The sequence below is a fragment of the Streptomyces carpinensis genome (assembly GCF_002154505.1).
GTDB classification, from domain to species: Bacteria; Actinomycetota; Actinomycetes; order Streptomycetales; family Streptomycetaceae; genus Streptomyces; species Streptomyces carpinensis.
This window is the reverse complement of sequence record NZ_MUBM01000266.1, coordinates 22,074-41,922: the sequence shown is the minus strand read 5'-3', so window position 1 is coordinate 41,922 and position 19,849 is coordinate 22,074. Positions and strand designations below refer to the sequence as shown.

The following is a 19,849-nucleotide window of genomic DNA, read 5'->3' as shown; positions in this document are numbered from 1 at the left end:
CCTACCGGATGAGTTGCGGGCAGCTACTCAGGTGCTAAGTTGCTCGTGACTACTCAGCTGCGCGGTCGATCGACGCGCTCCCTCGAACCTGGAGCCCCCGTGCCCTCTCCACGTATGCGTGCCAACTTCTGGACGGCCGGCGCCGTGGTCGCGCTGGCCCTGTGGACCAGCGCTTGTCCCACGATGACCTACCCGCTCTACCAGGCCGACTGGCACCTGTCGACGACTACGGTGACCTGGATCTTCGCCGCCTATCCGATCGCCCTGATCCCCGTCCTCGTCGTCTTCGGCGACCTTTCCGACCACATCGGGAGGCGTACCGCGATGCTGCTCGGCCTGGCGGCCGAGCTGATCGGTGTGCTGCTTTTCGTTCTGGCGACCGACGTGACCTGGCTTCTGGCCGGGCGGGTGTTCATGGGCCTGGGTGTCGGCCTGTCGCTCAGCCCGGCGAGCGTCGCCATGGTCGAGTTCGGCCCGCGCGGCCAGGAGAAGCGCGCCGGCGCGATCGGCACTGCCGTCTCCGCCCTCGGGATCGCCCTCGCGATGGTGGTGGGAGGCGCCCTGACCGAGTACGGCCCGTATCCGCTGCGCCTCAACTTCCTCGTGCTGGCCGCAGCGATCGCAGTGGTCGCCTGCTTCGTCATGGCCATGCCTCACCACACCGCCGAGGAGACGGCGGAACCGTGGCGCGTGCGCACCATCGTCATCCCCCGTGGCAATCGTGTGGTCTTCGCCGCAGGCTCGATCGCCTTCGCATCGTCGTTCCTTCTCGGCGCCATCGTCCTGCCGCTCGGCGCGAAGATCGCACATCAGCTGGCCGGCTCGACCAACGCCCTGGTCACAGGTTCGCTCCTGTCCGTCTTCGCCGTCTCCATCGCCGTCAACGCACTTCTGGCCCGGCGATTGGAGGTGTGGGTCCTCGTCACGCTCGGCGCGGTGGGATCAAGCGCCGCGGCGTGGCTGTTCGTCGTCACCGGTGCCACGCACTCCATGGTGATCTTCTTTCTCGCATCGGCGTGCGCGGGTGCGGCCTACGCCTTCGACTTCGCCGGTGGCCTCACCGTGCTCAGCAGGCACGCGGCACCGCATCACCGCGCGAGCATGGTCTCCGGCGGCTACCTCGTCGGCTACGTCGCCCAGGGCGTCGGAGCTCCGGGGCTCGGATGGGTCGTCACCGGCCACGGACTGATGGCGGGACTCCTCACGGGCGCCACCGCGTTCAGCGTCTTCTTCGGTGCGGTACTCGTCGGTGGTGTCCTGGTACTCCTGCCCCTGCGCAGGAGCAGCGCCCAGCGAGGAGGAGGGCGACGGATGGGACGGCCTGGACCCGAGTCCACAGCGGCCCAGGAGAGGGGCCCGGTTCATCGTGCGACACACAGGTCCGGCTGAGAACCACGGCGGGTTCAACCACTTCTCCGGCAGCCCTTGGGCCACCGGGCGCCTGTGGGATTCCTGGATCGGGCACTGTGTCGAGGCGGGCGGCGTCGACACGGGGCGTCCGCAGGGGGACGGCCACCTGCGCTCACCGGACGTCTTCGGCGTCGCCGCCCAGCCGTACCCGATCCTCACCGGCGGTTCCGCCGGACCGCCTCGCCGCTTTGCACACGTCCCCCTGACGGTGCGGACGTACGTCGCTGACGTGCCCCTCACCGGATGAAAGGCACGCGGCGACGGCACCCGCGTCATCGTGAGGCGGGTGCCGCTGCGTGAGTGTGCCGCGTATCGGTGTCTAGCCGGCCATGGACGCCGTGTAGGGCAACATGGCTGGAGGGAGCTGAACTCCGGGGGCCAGGCCGAGGGCGACGAGAGCATCGGGCAGGCCGCGTCCCACACGGGCGGCCTCCAGGGTCCCCGGAGCCGCCAGTTGGCGGCAACTGGCGGCGATGATCCCGAACAGATGCTGCACGCGGCCGGGTCCGCGGGGCAGCAACTGGCCGTGGAAGTCCTCGTGGTGGGCGAGGACGAGCGCGGCAAGGCCGGCCACGTGGGCGGAGGCCGTGCCGGTGCCGTCAAGGGCCGTGTAGCCGCCTTCCGGAGCGCAGGAGAGGACGGCCACGCCGGGGGCGACCGCATCCACACCAGGGCCGTAACCGCTGAAGGGTGCGGCGAAGAGCCCGTCCGGGGTCAACGGCGTTCCGGCGTGGGTCGCCTGGGAGGTGTCGGGCGGGTATGAACCGTAGATTCCCAGCGCGCCGACGGTGAAGACCGTGGGCAGCGAGCCGGGGAAGGCGACGGGTCCGCCGATGTCGCCCGCCGGGGCGACGCAGGCGATGCCCATGGCATTGGCGTCGGCGAGTTTGCGGGCGACCAGCGCCGAGGTGTACGGGGTCGCGACCGCGATGTGGGCGATGTCGACCTCTCGCTCGATGCAGTGGTCCAAGGCGGCGATCAGGTCACTGAAATGGCCGTCCTGCAGCACCTGACAGGCCTCGATCTCGGCATCGACCGCGATGCCGATGACGCCCTTGCCGGTGTCGGCCCCGGCGATGACGCCCGCCGCGTGGGTGCCGCTGCCCACCGCGTCGTGCGCCCAGCCGTCGTCCGTGCCGCGCACGAAGTCGGCACCCGAGCGCACCCGTTGCTTCAGATCGGGGTGCTCGGCACTGACGCCCGAACCGATGACCGCGATCCGCACGCCGAAGGCGCGGAATGTCGGCGGCAGCCGATCCAGTCTCATGGCCTGCTGACCCCAGCCGTACTGCTGCCGCTGCTCCAGTTCCGGATAGACCTGGGACAACGGGGTGACAGTGACGAGGTTCTCCTGGGTCGCCGACAGGTCGGGACGATGGATCCAGCGATCCGCGTAGCCGCCCGTGGGCCGGACGTACAGGGACTGGATGGACCGTTCGGTCTCTGTCGCCAGGGTGACGGTGGCCGTCCCGTCGGCCCCGGTGACGCCCTGGCTCGGCCAGGCCGCCCCGATCAGGAAGACCGCGGCGCCGGCCAGGGGTTCGCCATCCGGTCCGCAGACGCGCAGCGCGAGCTTCACGGGTTGTTCCAGGGGCATGACCAGCCCCGGATCACGCAGTGGCGGCATGCCGGAGGCCTGCGAGGCGGCCGGTACGGTTCCCGACAGCGGCAGGTCCGGTTCGATGTGCACGTTCGGCGTTCGCATGGCCGGTACCTGGGCCTCGGCGGCCTCGACGACCACGACCTCCGGGCAGGAGGGATCGAGCCCCGCCGACTGGAGCTTCGCCGACGGCCGGAGTCGGCGGACCACTGTGACCTCGGGCATCCGGTCCAGCCGGTCACACACGGCATCCATGTCGAGTCCGGGAACCCCCGGCGGAAGAAGATACTGCGGCAGCGGTGTCACCATGTACCTCGACCGGCGCGGCTGCACCGTGATCGGCGACGGCGTGTCCTTTCTGCGTGGCCCCGCTTCTTTGCCCTCGGCGCCCGGTCCGCCGGCTCCCGCGCCCCCGGACCCGCTCTCGCGGTTGTTTGCAGGCCTTTCCTTGACCATTACATCCACCTTCACCACGCCTGAGTTCTCTGCTCCTGATCCGGTGACGGGCGGCTTGCGCTTCCACGGTGATGCGGTGCGCCCGGGACCCAACTCCTGGACACACCGCATCGCGCGCCGCCGTATGTCAGCTCATGCCGAACGGCTGGCCGCCCATCTGACCGAAGCCGAAGCCCGGCTGCTGGTACTGCGGGAACTGCTGACCGAACGACTGCGGGCCGTACCCGCCACCCCACGGCTGCTGACCCTGCTGACCCTGCTGACCCTGGCCCTGCTGGCTCTGCTGGAGCAGCGTCACGATCGCGATCGGCAGCGCCTGCTGCACCGACTGCTCCACCGAGTGCCGGATGCCCTCGTGCAGCGTGTGGTGCAGCGCGACGGCGAGGTACGGGTGAGCCTGGTGGGCCATGCCCTGCTGCTGCAGCTGCTGCTGGACCTGCTGGATCTGCTGCAGCGTCTGCTGCATGCGCTGCGCGATCTGCTGGCTCGCCTGCTGACAGGCCTGCTGGATCGCCTGCTGGACCACCTGAGTGATCTGCTGCTGGCCGCCGGCCTGCTGGCCGAACTGCTGCATGGGTTGGGTACCGGTCATCACCGACATGAATGCTCCATTCGATGCCATGAGAAAGCCGACATACATGTGGATGTTGGCTTTATCGGGAGAATCCGACGCCCTGAAGCTAAGCGGACGCCGCTCCCGCCGCAATCCGATGGCCGCCTCCGGGGAGCAGGCGAACGCGCTCGTGTCGACCGCGCCAACGGGAGCCGCTGCACCCGGCGGCATGCGGGTCCGCAGGTGGTCGAATGCAGTCAGCCCTAGAGGACCGGCTCTCACTGCGACCGGGAAGCGCTCCGCCAACCGGCTGAATCCGGACTCTCCTGGCGTTCCCCGCCGCGCGAGGGGCGTCCACGAGTCGCCCCTTGGAGGTCCGCTCCGGACGAAGCCTGCGACGGGCCAACGCCGGGACGGGTAGGAGTCGTTGGCCCGGTCCGGCCCCGGTGGAGCAGGCCGATCGCCCAGTGCCTCACCTCACCGTGCAGACATCCGAGGTGTAGCTGTCGCAGCCGAACGTCGGGAACGCCGCCACGCCGGCCGCACGGACACCGGACACGGCGCCGAGACGCCCTCCGCGCGGTGGCGGGAGCGCGAGTGTGAATCCACGACAGGACAACGGTCCGCTGCTGCTTCTCCTGGGAGCGGGTGGGGGGCTTTTCTCCATGGCAGGCAGAAGCCGTTCGGCGGGTTCGGCTGGTTCGGGGGCTTCGGCGTCAAGGGCGTGCCAGAGTCCGGAGACCGATTTCCCGTGTTTGGTACAAGTAACCATTCTTCAGGACGCCGGCGATGATGACGGACAAGAATCGCGGCCGGAGGAATGCAGTAGCTGGAACATTCGCTTCCGTCCGGCCTCCGCTGCCGACTCACCGGCTCCCGTCGTCGCAGCGGGATGAGGCGCCGTCCATCACAAGAGCGCGGTTTGGGATCGGACCTCGATGGTCGCGCGTCTGACGGCAACGGTGATCGCCGCAGCGCTACTGACCGGCGCGGGCCGGCTCGCCTGAGCGCCGAGGGTCAAGCCTGGTGACTGTGGCAGGCCCGTGGCGCTCCGGGTAGGCCACGCTCGGCCGAGCCGGACGGCCACCGCCTCGCGCTTGCGCCGCTCCGCGCGGGCCACTGCGGCGGCCTGCGCGGCATTGCGCTGGGCGTGGTCCGCCTGCCGTCCGGAGCGATGCCGCGCAGACAGCCCCTGGATGGCTTGCTCACCGATAGCGCTCAGGAGATTTTCCATTGATCCGACCGGCAGCGCACGCATTTCTCCGTAAGGCATCACCTCCGCGGCCGGCGGGCGCCGGAAAGAACGAGTGACATTCAGGGCCCATGAGTTGGTCAGCGGAGAGTGATCGGGTTCTCCGAATTCGTCGTCGAATGTTTCCTCTCGTGGCGTCTGTGGCGGACCATGGAGAAAGGGGGTGTGACCTGGCGGCGGTGATGGGGATGAAGGGTTCGATCCGGCTCGGAAGCATTCGAGGACTGGCGATTCGGGCTCACTGGAGCGTGCCGCTCGTCCTGCTCTTCTTCGCGTACAGCCTGGCCGTCTGGACGCTGCCCGGCTATGCGCCGGGCCTGGCGGCAGCGGTGTACGCGGTCGCCGGCGTCGTCGGTGCCCTGCTGTTGCTGGCGAGTCTGGTGGTGCATGAGGCAGCGCATGCACTGATGGCCGGCAGGGCCGGGATCTCCGTGCGGGATGTGACGCTGTGGGCGCTGGGTGGGCTGACCCGGATGGATCGGCCGACAACCGCCCGGACGGCGTTCAGCGTCGCCGTCAGCGGGCCGGTCGCCAGCCTGCTGCTCGGCGGTATCTCGCTGGGCGCGGCGGCCGGGGTGGAGACGACGCTGAGATGGCGAGTCCCGGTTGCCGTACTGGCCTGGCTCGGGGGCACGAACCTGCTGCTGGGTGTCTTCAACCTGCTGCCCGCCGCACCCTTGGACGGAGGGCGGCTGCTTCAGGCCGTGGTCTGGTGGCGTACGGGCGACCGCGAGCGGGCCCAGCGGGCGGCCGGGCGCAGCGGGCAGGTCATGGGCATGGCTCTGGCCGCGGTGGGGTGGCTGGTCTTCTTGAGGGGCATGACCGGTGGACTGTGGCTGATGGTCATCGGCCTGTTCGTGTCCGGTACCTCCGCGGCCGAACGGCGGTGGGCCGAGCTGGTCACGGCCCTGCGTGGCGTGCAGGTGGGCCAGGCGATGACCACGCCGGTCGTCACCGGACCGGACTGGGTGACTGTAGGCCGCTTCCTGTCCGAGGTGGCCGGCCAATCCGGTCACGCGGTGCTGCCGGTGCTGGACTTCGACGGCCACCCCAGCGGCGTCGTGCGGCTGCGCCGACTGGTCGCCGTGCCGCCCGGGCAGCGGGAGTGGCTGCGTGCACGGGACGTGGCAACCCCGCTGTCCCGGTGCACACTCGCCACACCGGACGAGCCGCTGAACTCCGTCCTGGAGCGCCTTGGCGCCGAGGGCGGGCTGCCCATCCTGGTCATGGATGACGGCCGGCTCGGCGGGATCATCACGGCGCACGACATCGACCGGTCTCGCCGGCGCTCCCGGGAACCGTCGGCTCACAGCGAGCCCCCTGAGTGAAGGAGGGAACGCCGCGGTCGGAGAATCCGGACCAGCACATGTGAGGACGGTCAGCATGGCTCCCTGAGCCCACCCCGTGAGCGCATCGGGATGCACCTCGTGCCCGCTGCGGGCGTGGGAGAATGTCCGGGAACAGGGCCGTCCAGGGCCGGGACGTCGTCGATGGTGAGCCCGACGGCACACTCACCCTCCGGCCATCGCACGGAGAGCAGCGGACATGATCGAAGCCGCCCCTGCACCCGAGGACCTCGTGAGGGCCGTCCGAGAGGCCGGCATCAGCGACGAGCGTCTGCTCCAGGCCGTACGAGCGACGCCCCGGGCGGCATTCGTCCCCACCGGGTACCGATCGGATGCCTACCGCGACGTACCTATTCCGATCGGGCACGCGCAGGTGACCACGCAACCCTCGCTTTCAGCCATGATGATCGAGGGCCTCGGTCTGAGCGGGTACGAGCACGTCCTGGAGATCGGTACCGGTCTCGGCTTCCAGACCGCGCTACTGGCCAGGGTGGCCGCCGACGTGGTGACCATAGAGATGCGGCCGGACATCGCAGCGCAGGCACGGCGCAACCTCGCCCGGCAGGGGGTCGGGAACGTCGAGCCGCGCATCGGGGACGGCAGCGGCGGAGTGCCGGACCGCGCCCCGTACGACGCGGTCATCGTGTCCGCCGCGTTTCCGGAGGTACCCGCGCCGCTGGCCGAACAACTGCGCGTCGGCGGCCGCCTGGTACAGCCCATCGGGCCGGGCGGCCGGGAACAGGTGGTCTCCTTCCTGCGCACGGCGACGGGACTGGACTCCGGGCGGATCCTCACGCCCGCGCATTTCGTCCGGCTGCAGGGGCGCTACGGCTTCCCTTCCTGACCCGGCGGCACCACGGTCGATCTTGCGAGACGAGGTCTGTGCGACCCGGTATCACCGAGGGTTTTCCAACCCCTGCGCAGGCCGGTCCCGGTCGCAGCGGCCGGGCTGCCGCACGATCCACGGCTGCGGCACTGGAGTATCGGCCGCCCGGGGAGCGCTCAGGCCGCAGCGGAATCCGTTGTCCCAGGGCAGATTCGCACCGAACGGGCCACAACCAGTACCGCCTGTCGCGAGTCATCACCCATACAGACATCCGACACCCGGGAACAGGACAACACCGCATGCGCAAACGCATATCGTCCGTGCTGGCAGTCGCGGCCACCGGCGCCCTGGCGGTCGGGGCACTGGGTGTGCTTCCCCAGCCGGCATCGGCCGCGGGCTCCGGCCTCCTAGGCGACTTCAACGGGGACGGCTACCGAGACCTCGCCATAGGATCCGGCGGCGGCGCCGGGCGGGTCACTGTGATCTACGGATCCGCCAAGGGACTGCCCGGCGGCAAGCGCGTCACCATCGATCAGAACTCGCCGGGTGTGCCCGGCAGCAACGAGACCGGTGACAAGTTCGGCGCCGCGCTGGCGGTCGGGGACATGGACCACGACGGGTACAGCGACCTCGTCGTGGGCGTACCCGGCGAGAAGATCGGAACCAGCGAGTTCCCGCAGGGCGACCTCGTCGTGCTGTGGGGCGGGAGAGGGGGCCTCACCGGCGGCACCACCCTGACGGGCGGTCTCAAGTCCGGAACCCCGTACGGGCCCGCGGCCCAGGAGGTCCACACCGGCGACTTCAACCACGACGGCCGCACCGACCTCGCCTTCACCGTCACCGGGCGACTGCGGGTGGTACTCGGGCCGATCACCCGGGCCGCGGGTACCGGGGCGGTCTCGACCGTCTCGCCGGGCAGCAGCGTCTGGATCGACCACTTCACCGTGGGCGATTTCGACGGCGACGGTCGCAGCGACGTCGTCTACGCAGCGACTGTCCCTCCGGAGATCGACTCCGACCCGGACGACCTCCGGCTGCACTACCTCCACAGCACGTCCCGCGGCCTGGTGGACGCCGGCACCCTGCCGATCACATACGCCGCGGGCAACCGGGTGCCCCTGGCGACCGGGGACATCGACCACGACGGCCGCGCCGACCTGGCCCTCTCCGCCGGGAAGGGCGTCAGCATCTTCTACGGGGAGGCCGGTGGCCCCCTCGGCGCCACCCGCAAGCCGGTCGCCATCAACGAGGCGACCCCGGGCGTCGCGGGCGACAACGACGCGTGGGACAGCTTCGGCGCCTCCCTCGCCTTCGGCGACGTCGACGGCGACACCTACGCCGACCTGCTGGTCGGCAACCCGACCGAGCGCCTGGGCACCAACGCCTCCATCCGGGACGCCGGCAACATCACCCTGCTGCACGGTTCGGCCAAGGGCATCAACACCGCCCGCACCCAGACCTTCAGCCAGGACAGCAAGGGCGTTCCGGGGCACGCCGAGTCCGGCGACCGCTTCGGATCCCAGCTCCAGCTCAGCGACTTCAACCACGACGGCCGGGCGGACCTGGCAGCCACCGCCTCGGGCGAGAACGGGACCGGGTTGGTCTGGGCCTTCCCCGGCACCGCCAACAACCTCACCAGCACCGGCTCCGCCTACTTCGGCCCGCCGGCCGGCGCCTCCGGCTTCGGCACCCCGCTTGCCGGCTGACACCCCGCCCCTGACGTCGTCCGCACCGCAGACGGCCCCGGCCACCCGGCCGGGGCCGTCCTGCTGCGGCGGCTCATCGACAGTCTGCGCGTGTGGGGATCGTTGAGCGTCCGGAGCCGGCGTAGCGTGCCGGTGATCGCACCTGGCGGCCTCGGTGGTGTCACGGAGGTGAGCTGGCACTGCGTGTTCCATGGCCGCCCGTCGGCTTCCCGGGGCTACTCCGTGGCGGTGGCTACCGTCACCGCCCGTACCCCGAGGGCCGCGCGTCCTGGCAGGGCGGTGGCGACGAGGGCGAGGAGTCCGGCGACCGCCACGACGGCGACATAGAGCAACGGAGTCACGGCCGGGGCGGCGTGGCCGGTCATGCCGATGCTGAACGCGGTCAGGATGGCGAGGGCGATGCCGCTGCCGAGTCCGGTGGACAGAAGCAGCACCGACAGCGCCTCGGTGCGCAGCATGCGCAGCACCTGCCGGCGGGTGGCGCCCGCGAGGCGCAGCAGCGCGAACTCCCGTACTCGTTCGGAGACCGACATGGCGAGCGTGTTGACGGCTGCGATGGCCGTGAAGGCCAGGACGAGACCCATGGCGAGGTAGTTGGCCTCCGCGTTCGCCTGTTGCCGGTCCGCCTGGAGATGGTCGGCGTCCTGCGGGGAGACGACGCGGACGCCCGGGAACTCGCGCAGAGCGGTCGCGAGTTGTGTCTGTGTCCGGGGCGTGCCGACGAGGACGGAGGTGGCGAGTGGATTGTCGACGTGGCGTGCGACCAGGTCATGCGCGAGGGTGAGGTCTCCGAAGCCGAGCCCCTTGGCGTAGACGGCTGCGACGGTCAGTGTGGCGGGCGTGCCGTCGCCGAGTGTGAGCTTCAGGGTGTTGCCGGGCTTCAGGTGGAGTTGATCGGCGGCCAGTTGGCTGAGGGCCACGGTGTGCTCGGTGAGCCGGTCGAGTGAGCCGGCGGTGACGCCCGGGTCCCAGGTGCGGGTGAGCCCCGCTGGGGTGACGCCCTGTGCCGCGTACTTGTCGAGGCCGACCCGGACGGTCGTGCGCACCACTTCGGTGGCCACGTCGTGCTGGGTACGGAGTTTCCGCGCGGCCTCGGCGGGGACGCCCGGTCCGGCCGCGAGGACGACCCAGTCGGCGTGCACGCCCTCACGTGCCTGGGCGCGGGCGGCGTTGCCGAGGGTGGGCTGGACGAACAGGACCGTGCAGGTCATGCCGATGAGGAGGGTGAGCGGGGTGACGACGGAGGCCATGCGGACAGCGTTGCCGCGCAGGTTGGCTCTGGCCAGCCGGCCGCCCGGTCCGGTGAGCCGCAGCGGGCCGCCGAGGAGCAGCGTGGCCGCCTTGACCAGGAGCGGCCCCAGCAGGGCGACGGCGCCGGCCAGCACGACGACTGCGAGGAAAGTGACGGGCGTGGAGGCGGGCTCGGTGCGAAGCGAGGCGAGGACGACGACGAGGACGGTGCCGCCGGCCAGCAGCAGGAGCCCGGCGAGGACACGTCCCCACGGCGGCCGCGCGGTCTCGGTGCGTGACTCGGCGAGCGCCTCGGCCGGTCGGATCCGGGCGATCCGTCGGGAGGCGATCCGCGCGGCGGCCCACGCACCGGCCAGGGTCGCGGCGAAGGCGGCGAAGACCGGGAACACGCTCACGGTGTGCTGGAGCGTGGCGGGAATGGCGCCCATGCCGACGAGCCTGCTGTGCAGCCGGCTGCCCAGAGGCAGTCCGGCCAGGCCACCCGCGGTACCGGCGACCGCGCCCACGATCAGGGCCTCGCGGCCGAGCAGCTTGCGGATCTGACCGGAGGTGGCGGCGATGGCGCGGAGCAGGGCGAGTTCGCGATACCGCTGCTGGACGGTCAGCGCGAAGGTGCCGACGACCACGAGGACCGCCACGAGCAGCGAGGTGCCGCCCATGGCCCCGCCCATGCTGACCAGCATGGTGCGCGCCGCGGCCGCGTCGAGGAACTCCACCGGCCCGCGGCCGTCCCCGCTGCCGGCCTGAGCGGTGGTGCCGTGCAGCGCCCGCGCGACGGCCTGGCGCAGCTGCCCGGTGTCCGTTCCCCGGTCGGGGACCAGGCCGAACGCGGTGACCTGCCCGGGGTGCGTGGCCAGCCGGCGTGCCTCGGCGGTGGAGAAGAACAGCGATGTCTGGTGGCGTACGTCCGTGGCGGGGGCGGCGATTCCGGAGATCCGGTAGCTGCGCGGGGCCTGTGTCGACTGGACGGTGAGCCGGTCACCGACCTTCAGGTGGTCCCGCGCCGCGAGCCAGGGGTCGATGACGAGGTCGGTCGCCGCCTTCGGTGCGCTGCCCTCGGTCAGCCGGTACGGCGTCAGGGCGGCGGAGTCCCAGGCGTGCCCGTAGGCGGTACGGTCACCCGTCCCGCCCGGTGTCAACGGCTCGGCGAGGAAGGTGAGTTCGGGAACGACCCGGGCGACACCAGGAGTGCGCGCGAGGGTGCCTTCCAGACTCTGCGGAAGCCAGGCGCGTTCGGCGATGGGCTTCGCCTTGTGCTTGATCTTGGTCTTGCCCTTCTTGTGCTTGACGGTGGTCTGGTGGACGTTCTGGTCGGCCGAGACCAGGACGGGGGTGGCGGCGTAGCGCTCGGTGCGGATCGTGCCGCGCAGGCCGGTCTCCAGGAGGGTGCCGCAGGCGGTGATCAGGGCGGCAGCGCACATCAGGGCGAGGAAGGCGCCGATGAATGCGGCCTTGCGGGCACGGACCGACTTCAGGGCGTAGCGCAGCATCATCAGGGATCGTTCCTCTTCGCTGTGGGCGGGTTCGTGGTGTGTGTGGCGTGGGGGCCTTGGCCGTCGCGGTCGTCGTGACCCGCGAGGTCGGCAGCGGCGGGTGCGGGGAAGGCGAAAAAGCGGGTCAGCACGGTGCGCGCATCGGGCGGGGTGCTCGTCTCGGGGCGCCTGTAGCGGTTGAGCAGGGCGATGTACTCCTCGAAGAGCATGCGCAGTTCGGGCAACGTCAGCCGGATACCGGCACGCGAGTACGGGAAGGCGTCCGCCCAGGGATCGTCGCCGACGCCGCCCTGCTGCGCCTGCTCGAAGAGTTCCAGGTCGGCCGTGTAGGCGCGGTGGTTGAGCTCGTCCATGACCAGCCGCATCTCAGGGCTCTGCCGACTGCGCGGCGGGAAGCGCCGGTCACCCGGTATCGCCCGCCACCAGCGCTCCCGGCCGGTGGCACCGCCCGCCTCGTGCGTGGCCTGCTTCTTCGTCGTCTCCTCGACGAAGCCGTGTCGCGCGAGTTGGCGCAGGTGGTAGCTGGTGGAGCCGGTGTTCAGCCCCAGGGCCCGGGCGAGCGTCGCGGAGGTGGCCGGGCCGTGCCGGGTGAGGTGTTGCAGTATCCGCTGCCGACGCGGGTACGAGAGCGCCTTGAGGGTCGCGAGGTCGGAGAGTTCGACCGGCTCGGTCGGCAGTGCCGGGGCCGGCCGAGCGGGCGCATGTGGTCCGGGGGTGCCGGGTTCCTGTGGCATGCCTACACAGTCGTCTGTGCACAGGCACCTGTGCACTGCTGCGGACCGGCGTCTTCGTGGGGGGTCAGCCCTACCGCGCCGGTATCGGTGCCGGTCGCCGCTGTTCCCGGCGAGCACGCATCCGCCGCGGCTGATCAGGGGGTTGACCAGAGGTCAGTGGCGGACAACGGACAGCATCAGGTCCTCTTCGGAACTTCGAAGTGGAACGGTGATGCCGCCGGAGACGGACCGGCCACCCGTCGGATCAGTACGCGGCCGTGTCGTCCGGTGGCAGACACGTGAGCATGCCGGACATGAGGTCGACGTACTCCTCGGAGTCCCAGTCGGGGTAGATCTGCGAGCCGACGGCCGCTCCGTCGGCGAAGGCGACGACGAGGGTTGCGACGTCGTCGGCCCGGTCCGCCGACGCGCTCGGTTCGACCCGCCGGACCCAGGCGGAGATCATGCGTCGGACCTGGAGCCGGCAGTCGAGGAACGCTCGGCGGGTCTTGCCGTACGTGTCGCCCTTCTCGAGGAGGACCTGCATCCCGACGCGCATGAAGTCGGGAATCATGCCGAGGGTCCGGTACGACGCGCCCACGACATTGCGGACGCCCTGCCCGAGGGTCGTGCCGTCCTCGGCCTCCCACCGGGGCACCGTCACGAGCCACTCGGCGAAGCTGTGCCGGATCACCTCGGAGAAGAGCCCGTCCTTGTCCTCGAAGTGCCAGTAGACCGAGCTGACCGGCAGGCCCGAGCGCCGGCAGACGGCCGCGATCGTCGCGCCGGCCACCCCGTGGGTCTTCGCCAGCTCGGCGGCCGCCCTGAGGATGCGGTCGGCCGACCGGGCGCTCGGGGCGCCTTCCTCGGACACCGACTCGGTCTCGGCCGCGGACTGCCGCGCGTTCATGCCGCTGCCCCAGTCCGGACGAGGTGCTCCGCTAGGCCCCGGGCGGCGAGGCTGACGACGCGCTTGACGTCGCGGCCGGAGGTCGAGCGCACATGCATGAAGAGACCGTCCATGAGCATCATGTGGAACCGCGCGAGGCGCCGCGGCAGTCGCGGGTCCTCGGTCACCGCCTCGGGCCGCAGAACCTGGACCCACCATTCCATGATCGCGGTCTCGGTCTCGTGACGGACCTCGGCGTAGAGGCGGCGCGCGGCCGGCTCCTTGACCCGCTGCTGGAGTGTGAGCAGGAGCCCGAGGGACCAGAACTCCGGCGAGGTCGTGAGCGAGACGGCGGCCCGCTGGAACCTCGTCTCGACCTCCTCGGCGACCGAGCCGGTCTCGACGGAGCCGGCCCAGGTCGGGGCGAGCGCCCGCCACTCCCGATAGGAGAAGTCGAGGGTCGCGGCGAGCAGGCCGTCCTTGCTCCCGAAGTGCCAATAGATCGAGCTCGCGGGCAGCCCCGTCGCCTCGGTCACGGCGGCGACCGTCGTCCCGTCGTAGCCGTTGCGCGCCGCGATCTCGAGCGTCGCCTCGAGGATGGCACGCCGGGACTCGTCGCCCTGGCGGTGACGGCGGTCGGTCTTGCGTGGCACTGCTCTGCTCTCCCCCTGCTGCCGGGCCCGGGCCGAAACCTCCGGGCTTCTTTCACTGTAACAGTGACTCCGGAAGATCTTACCTGCTCGGCGATCCGGATATCGGCTGATTCTCGTTGTGCGCACGCGATACCTTGCGCCGCGGCGCCAGAGACTCTACTTTTCGCTGTAGTGCCTACTACAGAGTCCTTGAGCAGTGAGGTGACGCCGTGACCGATTCCCAGCAGGCGGGCGAGCCGAGAACCGTCGACCCCTCGCACTACCGGGAGGTCATGGGCCACTATCCCACCGGCGTGGCCGTGGTGACCGGGACGACCGAGTCGGGGGAGCCGGTCGGCATGGTGGTCGGCACCTTCACGTCGGTCTCGCTCGACCCGCCGCTCGTCTCCTTCATGCCGAAGACGACGTCGGGGACCTTCGCCCTCATGCGCGACGCGGGGACCTTCTGCGTCAATGTCCTCGCGCACGACCAGCTCGAGCTGTGCCGGACGATGGCCGTGCCGCGGCCGGGGAAGTTCGACGACGTCGCGTGGTTCCCATCGGCGTACGGCGTGCCCGCCCTCGACGGCGCCGTCGCGCACATCCACTGCACCCTCGACCGGGTCGTCCCCGCAGGCGACCACCTCATCGTCGTGTGCCGCGTCCAGGACATGGCGGTGACCCGGCCCGCGACGCCGCTGCTCTTCTTCCAGGGCGGCTACGGCGGCTTCTCGCCGCGCGGCCTCGCGGCGCGCGGCGACGCCGAGCTCATCGAGGCGGTCCGGCTCGCCGACGTCGGGCGGACGGCGGTCGAGTGGCTCGCCCGCGAGCACCGGTGCGAGGCGGCCCTCCTCGTCGCGGTCAACGACCACGAACTCACCACGGCGGTGAGCGCGTTCGGTGGCAGCGCCCGGCCGCAGGAGCAGCTCGGGCAGCGGGTTCCGCTCATGCCCCCGCTGGGCGAGGCGTACATCGCGTGGGCGCCCGAGGCGACCGTCGAGGCGTGGTTGCGGCGCGCGCCCTCGCAGGAGCCCGAGGTCGTCGAGAAGTACCGCCACCGCCTGAAGACGGTCCACGAGCTCGGCTACGCGATGTCCCGGATCCCGCCCGAGGGCGGTCCGCGGTACGCGGACCTCACCGAGGCGATGCGGGAGTACGCCGCGGGTGAGCTGACGCCGGCCCGCGAGCGCGCCGTTCGGGCCGTGATCTCCGGCGCCTCCGCGTTCTACGAGACGTGCGAGATCGTCGATGGCGAGACCTACGATCTCGGCACGATCGTCGGACCCGTCCTCGGCCCGGACGGCTCGGTCGCGCTGTGCCTCCGGCTCGGCCAGCTGCCCCGAGGGGCGGACGCGCACCAGGTGCGCCGGTGGGTCGTGTCCCTCAAGGAGGCCGCGGCCAGGATCTCGCGCAGCCTCGGGACGCGGGCGGGCGACCAGTACGCCGCATGGCAGGCGACGACCGGCGACTACCTCATGTGAGCGTCAGGTGAGGCCGGCGGCGAGGTCGTTGCCGACGATCCAGCCCATGCCCATCGCGGCGAGCAGGCCGTTGCCCGAGCTGTAGCCGGAGGAGTCCGGCCCCGCGAGGCCGACGGCCGTCCCGCCGCCCGCGCGCAGACCGGCGACGGTCGAGCCGTCCCTCCGGAGTACCCGGCCGTGGGTGTCGATCGCGGCACCGCCCTGGGTCGTGAGGACGCCGTGGGTCAGCCAGGCGTAGTGGAACGGGGCGACGAGACGACGACGGCCGGAGACCGGCTCCAGGGCGCGGTCGAGGAGGAGCGGTTCCATGCCTGCCTCTTCGGCCAGAGTGACGACGTCCGGAGCGCTGCCGAGGGCCCCGGCCTTCGCCGAGTCGCGCATCATCTCCGAGTGCGAGGCCACGAGGTCGGCTTCGTCGTCCCAGACCATGAGGGCACGCTCGTTCGGCTGGGCGGCCACGTGCGGCGCGAGCCCCGAGTAACCGTACGCCTGCTCGTCGACGAACCGCTCGCCGCGGGTGTTGACGAGGACGGCGCCGAGCCATGGAAGGTTCGGGTTGACCCGGGTCCCGTGGAGCGTGACCTGGCCATGGCGCAGGCATGCGCCCATGTTGCGGAACTCGGCGCCGAGGTCGCGCAGCCACGCGACGGCGTCCCCGGTCGCGGTGCTCACGCCCCCGTGGAACGGGTCGCCGAGTTCGGCGCAGAACTCGCGCATGAGGGCCCGGTTGCCGGCGAAGCCGTCCGTGGCGAGGACCGTCGTCCGCGCGGAGACGGTCAGGTCGGCCCCGCTCTGGCGGGCGGTCACCCCGACGACCCGGGCATCCGGTCCCGAGCCCTCGACCCGCAGCCCGGTGACCGGTGCCTCGTCGAGGAGGGCTACGTTCGGGCGTTCGGCAAGGATCCTGCGGAGGTGGCTGACGAGCGGACCGCCACCGCGGCGCAGCGGATCCGCGTGGAGGCGGGGCACGGAGATCCCATGCCGGGTCATGTCGACCCCGACCTCCAGCGGGTAGCCGAGGTCGTCGGCGATCCAGTGGACGTAGCGGGGTGCGACCGCGGTCAGCGCCTCGATGAGAGGGCGGTGCCGCTCGTCGCCGTTCTCGGCGAGAATGTCCGCCGCGTGCCGGGCGGGTGAGTCCTCGATCCCCGCGGCGGCCTGGAAGCGGGTGCCCCCGGCGGCGAGGCTGCCGCTCGACACCTGCGCGTTGCAGCCCTCGCGTGTGCTCTTCTCGAGGACGGCGACGACGAGCGCGGGGTTCTCCGACGCACGGAGCCCGGCGAGCAGGCCGCAGGCTCCCGCCCCGGCGCAGACGACGTCGACCTCGAAATCCTCTGCCACGGTCAGCTCCCCTCCGCCGCGACGCGGCTCGTCCCGTAGAAGCTCCGTGCCCGGTCCACGAGTTCGCGCGGCGGCCGCTCGTGGTGGAAGCCGGCGCGGGAGGCGACGAGCCCGGCGCCGCGGTACTGCCGCGCGCGCATCTGGGCGACCTGGAGGCAGGTCCCGAGGGAGTCGAGGACGGGAACGTCGCCGACACGGCTCACACCGTGGTCGGCGAGGAAGACGTTGAGTGGCCCCTCCCCGGGCACGATGACGGTCGCGCCGGCCGCGATCGCCTCGCGGGCCGCCTCGGCGAACGCCGCGAGCAGACCGTCCGGGGAGGCGTACGCGGCCATGACGTCGGTGAACTCCGCGGCGACCTGGCGGATCGGCCCGACGATCCGGTCCAGGCCGTAGATCTGCATGTTCCGGCGGAGTTGCGGCTCGAGGGCGCCGATGAAGTTGACGATCCCGACCGTGCCGCCGAGGGTCGCGGCGAGGAGGACCGAGGTCTGCCCGAGCGTCACGACGGGGATGTCGACGAGGCTGCGGCACTCCTCGTACGCGGTGTCGGGGATCGTCGCGATGAGGAACGCGTCGAAGCCCTCGTCCTGGGCGCGGAGGGCCGCGTGGACGAACTGCTCCTTGTGCAGCCCGGACAGGTAGGCGTACCGGATGTGCGTCCCCGGATAGTCGCTCGGGTAGGTGCCGGGCGCCATTCCGTGGAGGACGACCTCCGTCTCCGGCGCGGCGACCGCCCCGAGGTGCCGCGCCAGGGCGTCCCGGTAGTGCGGGACGTCGTCGAGAACCGTGAAGGACTGGTGCCAGATCCGCATGTCAGACCGTCCTCGTGGCGGCGTGGGCGCCCGCGATCTTCCCGAACGTAGCACCGCGCAGGACCGAGGTCGAGCCGGTGTAGTTCGAGTAGTACAGGCCCGTGATCTCGCCCGCGGCGTAGAGCCCCGGGATGATCCGGCCGTCCTGGTCCACGACACGCGAGGACGCGTCGACCTTGAGCCCGCCGAAGGTGAAGACGTTCGCGGCCATGACGGGGTAGGCGACGAAAGGTCCCTGGGAGATGGGCCGGGCCCAGTTCGACTTCGGCGGCGTGACACCGCTCGTCGCCAGTCCGTCGGGCCGGGTCGGGTCCCACTCGCCGTCGGGGCAGGCCGCGTTGTACGCCTCGATCGTGTCGGCGAGGACGCCCGGGTCGACGTCGATCGCCTGCGCGAGTGACGCGATCGAGTCGCCCCGGACCGGCTTCTCCTCGGTGCGGATCGCGGTCTTGAGGTTGGGGATCGCCAGGCCGGAGACGTCGAGGACCATCCACGCCATGCCTCTCGGCTGCGCCTGGATGTCACGGGTCGTCCGCTCGTACCACGCGTCGACCGGGCCTCGGGCCTCGTCGACGAACCGACGTCCCTCGACGTTGACGAGGACGCCGTAGGTGAAGGCCATGATCGCCGCCTCCGGGTCCCCGGAGCGCGGGTCGACCGGCTCGGCGTGGAAGAGGCTGAAGTTGCCGGCGGTCGCGGCGCCGGCGGCGATCGCCATCTGGATGCCCTCACCCTTGTTGTAGTTGCCGCCGCGGGCGACGGGCCGGCAGGTCATGCCCCTGTCGCCGTGGTAGCGGGCCATCATCTCGGCGTTGCCCTCGTAGCCGCCGCAGGCGAGGACGACCTGGCCGGAGAAGACGACCCTGGCCCCGGTGGCGCCGGTCGCGACGAGGCCGGTCACCTCACCGGTATCGGCGACGACGAGGTCGCGGGCCGTCGTCTCGTGGAACCGGTCGACACCGAGCTCGACGGCCTTGCGGCCGAGCGCCTCCACCAGCGCGAGCCCGCCGCCGACCGGCGCGAGGCGGGTCGTCGAGACGGTGAGGAAGAGCGTCGGCAGCTCGGCGAAGGAGATGCCGTGACTCTCGAGCCAACGCAGCGTCGGTCCCGCGTTGTCGGCGAACGCGGCGACGTAGTCGAGGTCGACGACGGGGTGGGCGCGCAGGAGCGGGTCGCGGCGCCGCCATTCCAGACCCGAGTCGGCGGTGATGCCCGGGTCCGGGTGGCCCATGAAGTCGTCGACGATCGCCTCGGCGAGGCCGTCGGCGACCTCGTCGAGCGACTTCATCCGCAGATACGCCTCGGTGTAACGGGTGTTGCCGCCGCTCTCCTTCTCGGTCGCGCGGTCGAGGAGCGCGACGCGCGCCCCGGACTCCCGGGCGCTGATCGCGGCGCTGAGGCCGGCGATGCCGCTCCCGGCGACGACGACGTCGTACGTCTTTTCCATGGTGCTCATGCCCAGCTCCCGATGATGTCGTCGGCCGAGGAGACCGAGCCGAAGAGTGGAAGGGTCGTGGTGACGGCGTGCTCGTGCAGAGCGGGCGCCGGGGCCGCGCACATGTCCTCGACGACCGTGACCTGAAGACCGGAGTCGGAGGCGTGCCGGGCGGCTGACTCGACGACGAGGTGTGTCGCGATCCCGCCGAGGACGACGTGCCCGACGCCCTCGGCCGCCAGTACGTCGCGGAGCGGCGTCCCGATGAACGGGTTGACACAACCCTTGTCGACGACGGGCTCACCGTCGGCCGGTGCGAGTTCGTCGACGATCTGCGCTTGCGGCGAGTCCCGGAGCATCGTGCGATTCGCCCCGTAGCCGTCGAAGCGTGCGAGGCGGTTCGTGCGCAGGCCGTACGTCGCGTCGAAGGCGAGCCGGATGTGGAAGACGGGTATCCGCGCGGACCGGGCGGCGTCGAGAACCCGGCGGGCCGTCTTGAGGACGCCGCGCTCACGGACGGCTGCGGCGAGCGGGGGAGCGAGGCACAGGGTCCCCTCCTTGGCGAGGGCGACCTGGTAGTCGAGCAGGAGCAGTGCGGTGCGGGTCATCGAGTGATCCTGGAGTCGGGTGAGGATGGACGGGCGGTGGCT

At 71.2% G+C, this 19,849-nt stretch carries 16 protein-coding genes; 6 read left to right on the top strand and 10 right to left on the bottom strand.

The window, feature by feature from the left end; genetic code table 11:
* Positions 1 to 99 precede the first annotated feature (99 nt).
* Together BZY54_RS31805 and BZY54_RS31800 are read left to right on the top strand one after the other, a co-directional pair.
* Positions 100 to 1,389 (top strand): MFS transporter, encoded by a 1,290-nt coding sequence (locus BZY54_RS31805; RefSeq protein ID WP_143668162.1) that lies wholly within the window; start codon positions 100 to 102, stop codon positions 1,387 to 1,389.
* Positions 1,367 to 1,657 (top strand): YceI family protein, encoded by a 291-nt coding sequence (locus tag BZY54_RS31800; RefSeq protein WP_086728776.1) that lies wholly within the window; start codon positions 1,367 to 1,369, stop codon positions 1,655 to 1,657. The genes BZY54_RS31805 and BZY54_RS31800 overlap by 23 nt, the downstream gene beginning before the upstream one ends.
* Before the next feature lie 72 nt (positions 1,658 to 1,729).
* Here BZY54_RS31800 and BZY54_RS31795 read toward each other — a convergent pair whose 3' ends face one another.
* Together BZY54_RS31795 and BZY54_RS31790 are read right to left on the bottom strand one after the other, a co-directional pair.
* Positions 1,730 to 3,265 carry a S8 family serine peptidase gene (locus tag BZY54_RS31795; RefSeq protein ID WP_244217445.1) on the bottom strand — a complete coding sequence of 512 codons (1,536 nt, stop codon included), beginning with the start codon at positions 3,263 to 3,265 and terminating at the stop codon, positions 1,730 to 1,732.
* Between the two features lie 328 nt (positions 3,266 to 3,593).
* A complete protein-coding gene (locus BZY54_RS31790) occupies positions 3,594 to 4,067 on the bottom strand; it encodes a hypothetical protein (RefSeq protein ID WP_086728774.1) in 474 nt (157 codons plus the stop codon).
* A gap of 1,392 nt (positions 4,068 to 5,459) precedes the next feature.
* Between BZY54_RS31790 and BZY54_RS31780 the strand changes: the two genes are divergently transcribed.
* The 3 genes from BZY54_RS31780 (at position 5,460) to BZY54_RS31770 (ending at position 9,149) form a co-directional block, all read left to right on the top strand.
* Entirely contained in the window at positions 5,460 to 6,599 is a 1,140-nt protein-coding gene (locus tag BZY54_RS31780) for a site-2 protease family protein (protein ID WP_086728772.1), read from the top strand.
* Positions 6,600 to 6,816: 217 nt separating this feature from the next.
* On the top strand, positions 6,817 to 7,461 hold the full coding sequence (locus BZY54_RS31775) for a protein-L-isoaspartate(D-aspartate) O-methyltransferase (protein ID WP_086728771.1): 645 nt from the start codon (positions 6,817 to 6,819) through the stop codon (positions 7,459 to 7,461).
* Positions 7,462 to 7,742: 281 nt separating this feature from the next.
* Positions 7,743 to 9,149 (top strand): FG-GAP-like repeat-containing protein, encoded by a 1,407-nt coding sequence (locus tag BZY54_RS31770; protein ID WP_086728770.1) that lies wholly within the window; start codon positions 7,743 to 7,745, stop codon positions 9,147 to 9,149.
* A gap of 215 nt (positions 9,150 to 9,364) precedes the next feature.
* On the opposite strand, the gene BZY54_RS31765 is transcribed toward BZY54_RS31770, so the two are convergent.
* From BZY54_RS31765 to BZY54_RS31750, 4 genes are all read right to left on the bottom strand, one after another.
* Entirely contained in the window at positions 9,365 to 11,893 is a 2,529-nt protein-coding gene (locus tag BZY54_RS31765; RefSeq protein WP_086728769.1) for an ABC transporter permease, read from the bottom strand.
* Positions 11,893 to 12,627 carry a winged helix-turn-helix domain-containing protein gene (locus tag BZY54_RS31760; RefSeq protein ID WP_086728768.1) on the bottom strand — a complete coding sequence of 245 codons (735 nt, stop codon included), beginning with the start codon at positions 12,625 to 12,627 and terminating at the stop codon, positions 11,893 to 11,895. Before BZY54_RS31760 ends, BZY54_RS31765 begins: the two co-directional genes overlap by 1 nt.
* A gap of 244 nt (positions 12,628 to 12,871) precedes the next feature.
* Entirely contained in the window at positions 12,872 to 13,516 is a 645-nt protein-coding gene (locus tag BZY54_RS31755) for a TetR/AcrR family transcriptional regulator (protein ID WP_086728767.1), read from the bottom strand.
* Complete coding sequence (locus tag BZY54_RS31750) at positions 13,513 to 14,148, bottom strand: TetR/AcrR family transcriptional regulator (RefSeq protein ID WP_086728766.1); 636 nt, start codon at positions 14,146 to 14,148, stop codon at positions 13,513 to 13,515. The genes BZY54_RS31755 and BZY54_RS31750 overlap by 4 nt, the downstream gene beginning before the upstream one ends.
* Positions 14,149 to 14,357: 209 nt before the next feature.
* Here BZY54_RS31750 and BZY54_RS31745 point away from each other — a divergent pair, with 209 nt between their 5' ends.
* Complete coding sequence (locus BZY54_RS31745) at positions 14,358 to 15,608, top strand: flavin reductase family protein (protein ID WP_086728765.1); 1,251 nt, start codon at positions 14,358 to 14,360, stop codon at positions 15,606 to 15,608.
* Between the two features lie 3 nt (positions 15,609 to 15,611).
* Here the strand turns inward: BZY54_RS31745 and BZY54_RS31740 are convergent, their stop codons facing one another.
* Genes BZY54_RS31740 through BZY54_RS31725 form a run of 4 tightly spaced genes read right to left on the bottom strand, consistent with a single transcriptional unit; the run spans position 15,612 to position 19,807 of the window.
* Positions 15,612 to 16,949 carry an FAD-dependent oxidoreductase gene (locus tag BZY54_RS31740; RefSeq protein ID WP_086728764.1) on the bottom strand — a complete coding sequence of 446 codons (1,338 nt, stop codon included), beginning with the start codon at positions 16,947 to 16,949 and terminating at the stop codon, positions 15,612 to 15,614.
* 2 nt (positions 16,950 to 16,951) lie between these two features.
* Complete coding sequence (locus BZY54_RS31735) at positions 16,952 to 17,764, bottom strand: aspartate/glutamate racemase family protein (RefSeq protein WP_086728763.1); 813 nt, start codon at positions 17,762 to 17,764, stop codon at positions 16,952 to 16,954.
* Between the two features lies 1 nt (position 17,765).
* Positions 17,766 to 19,220, bottom strand: a complete 1,455-nt coding sequence (locus BZY54_RS31730) for an FAD-dependent oxidoreductase (RefSeq protein ID WP_086728762.1) — start codon at positions 19,218 to 19,220, stop codon at positions 17,766 to 17,768.
* Complete coding sequence (locus BZY54_RS31725) at positions 19,217 to 19,807, bottom strand: cysteine hydrolase family protein (protein ID WP_086728761.1); 591 nt, start codon at positions 19,805 to 19,807, stop codon at positions 19,217 to 19,219. The genes BZY54_RS31730 and BZY54_RS31725 overlap by 4 nt, the downstream gene beginning before the upstream one ends.
* Positions 19,808 to 19,849 lie beyond the last annotated feature (42 nt).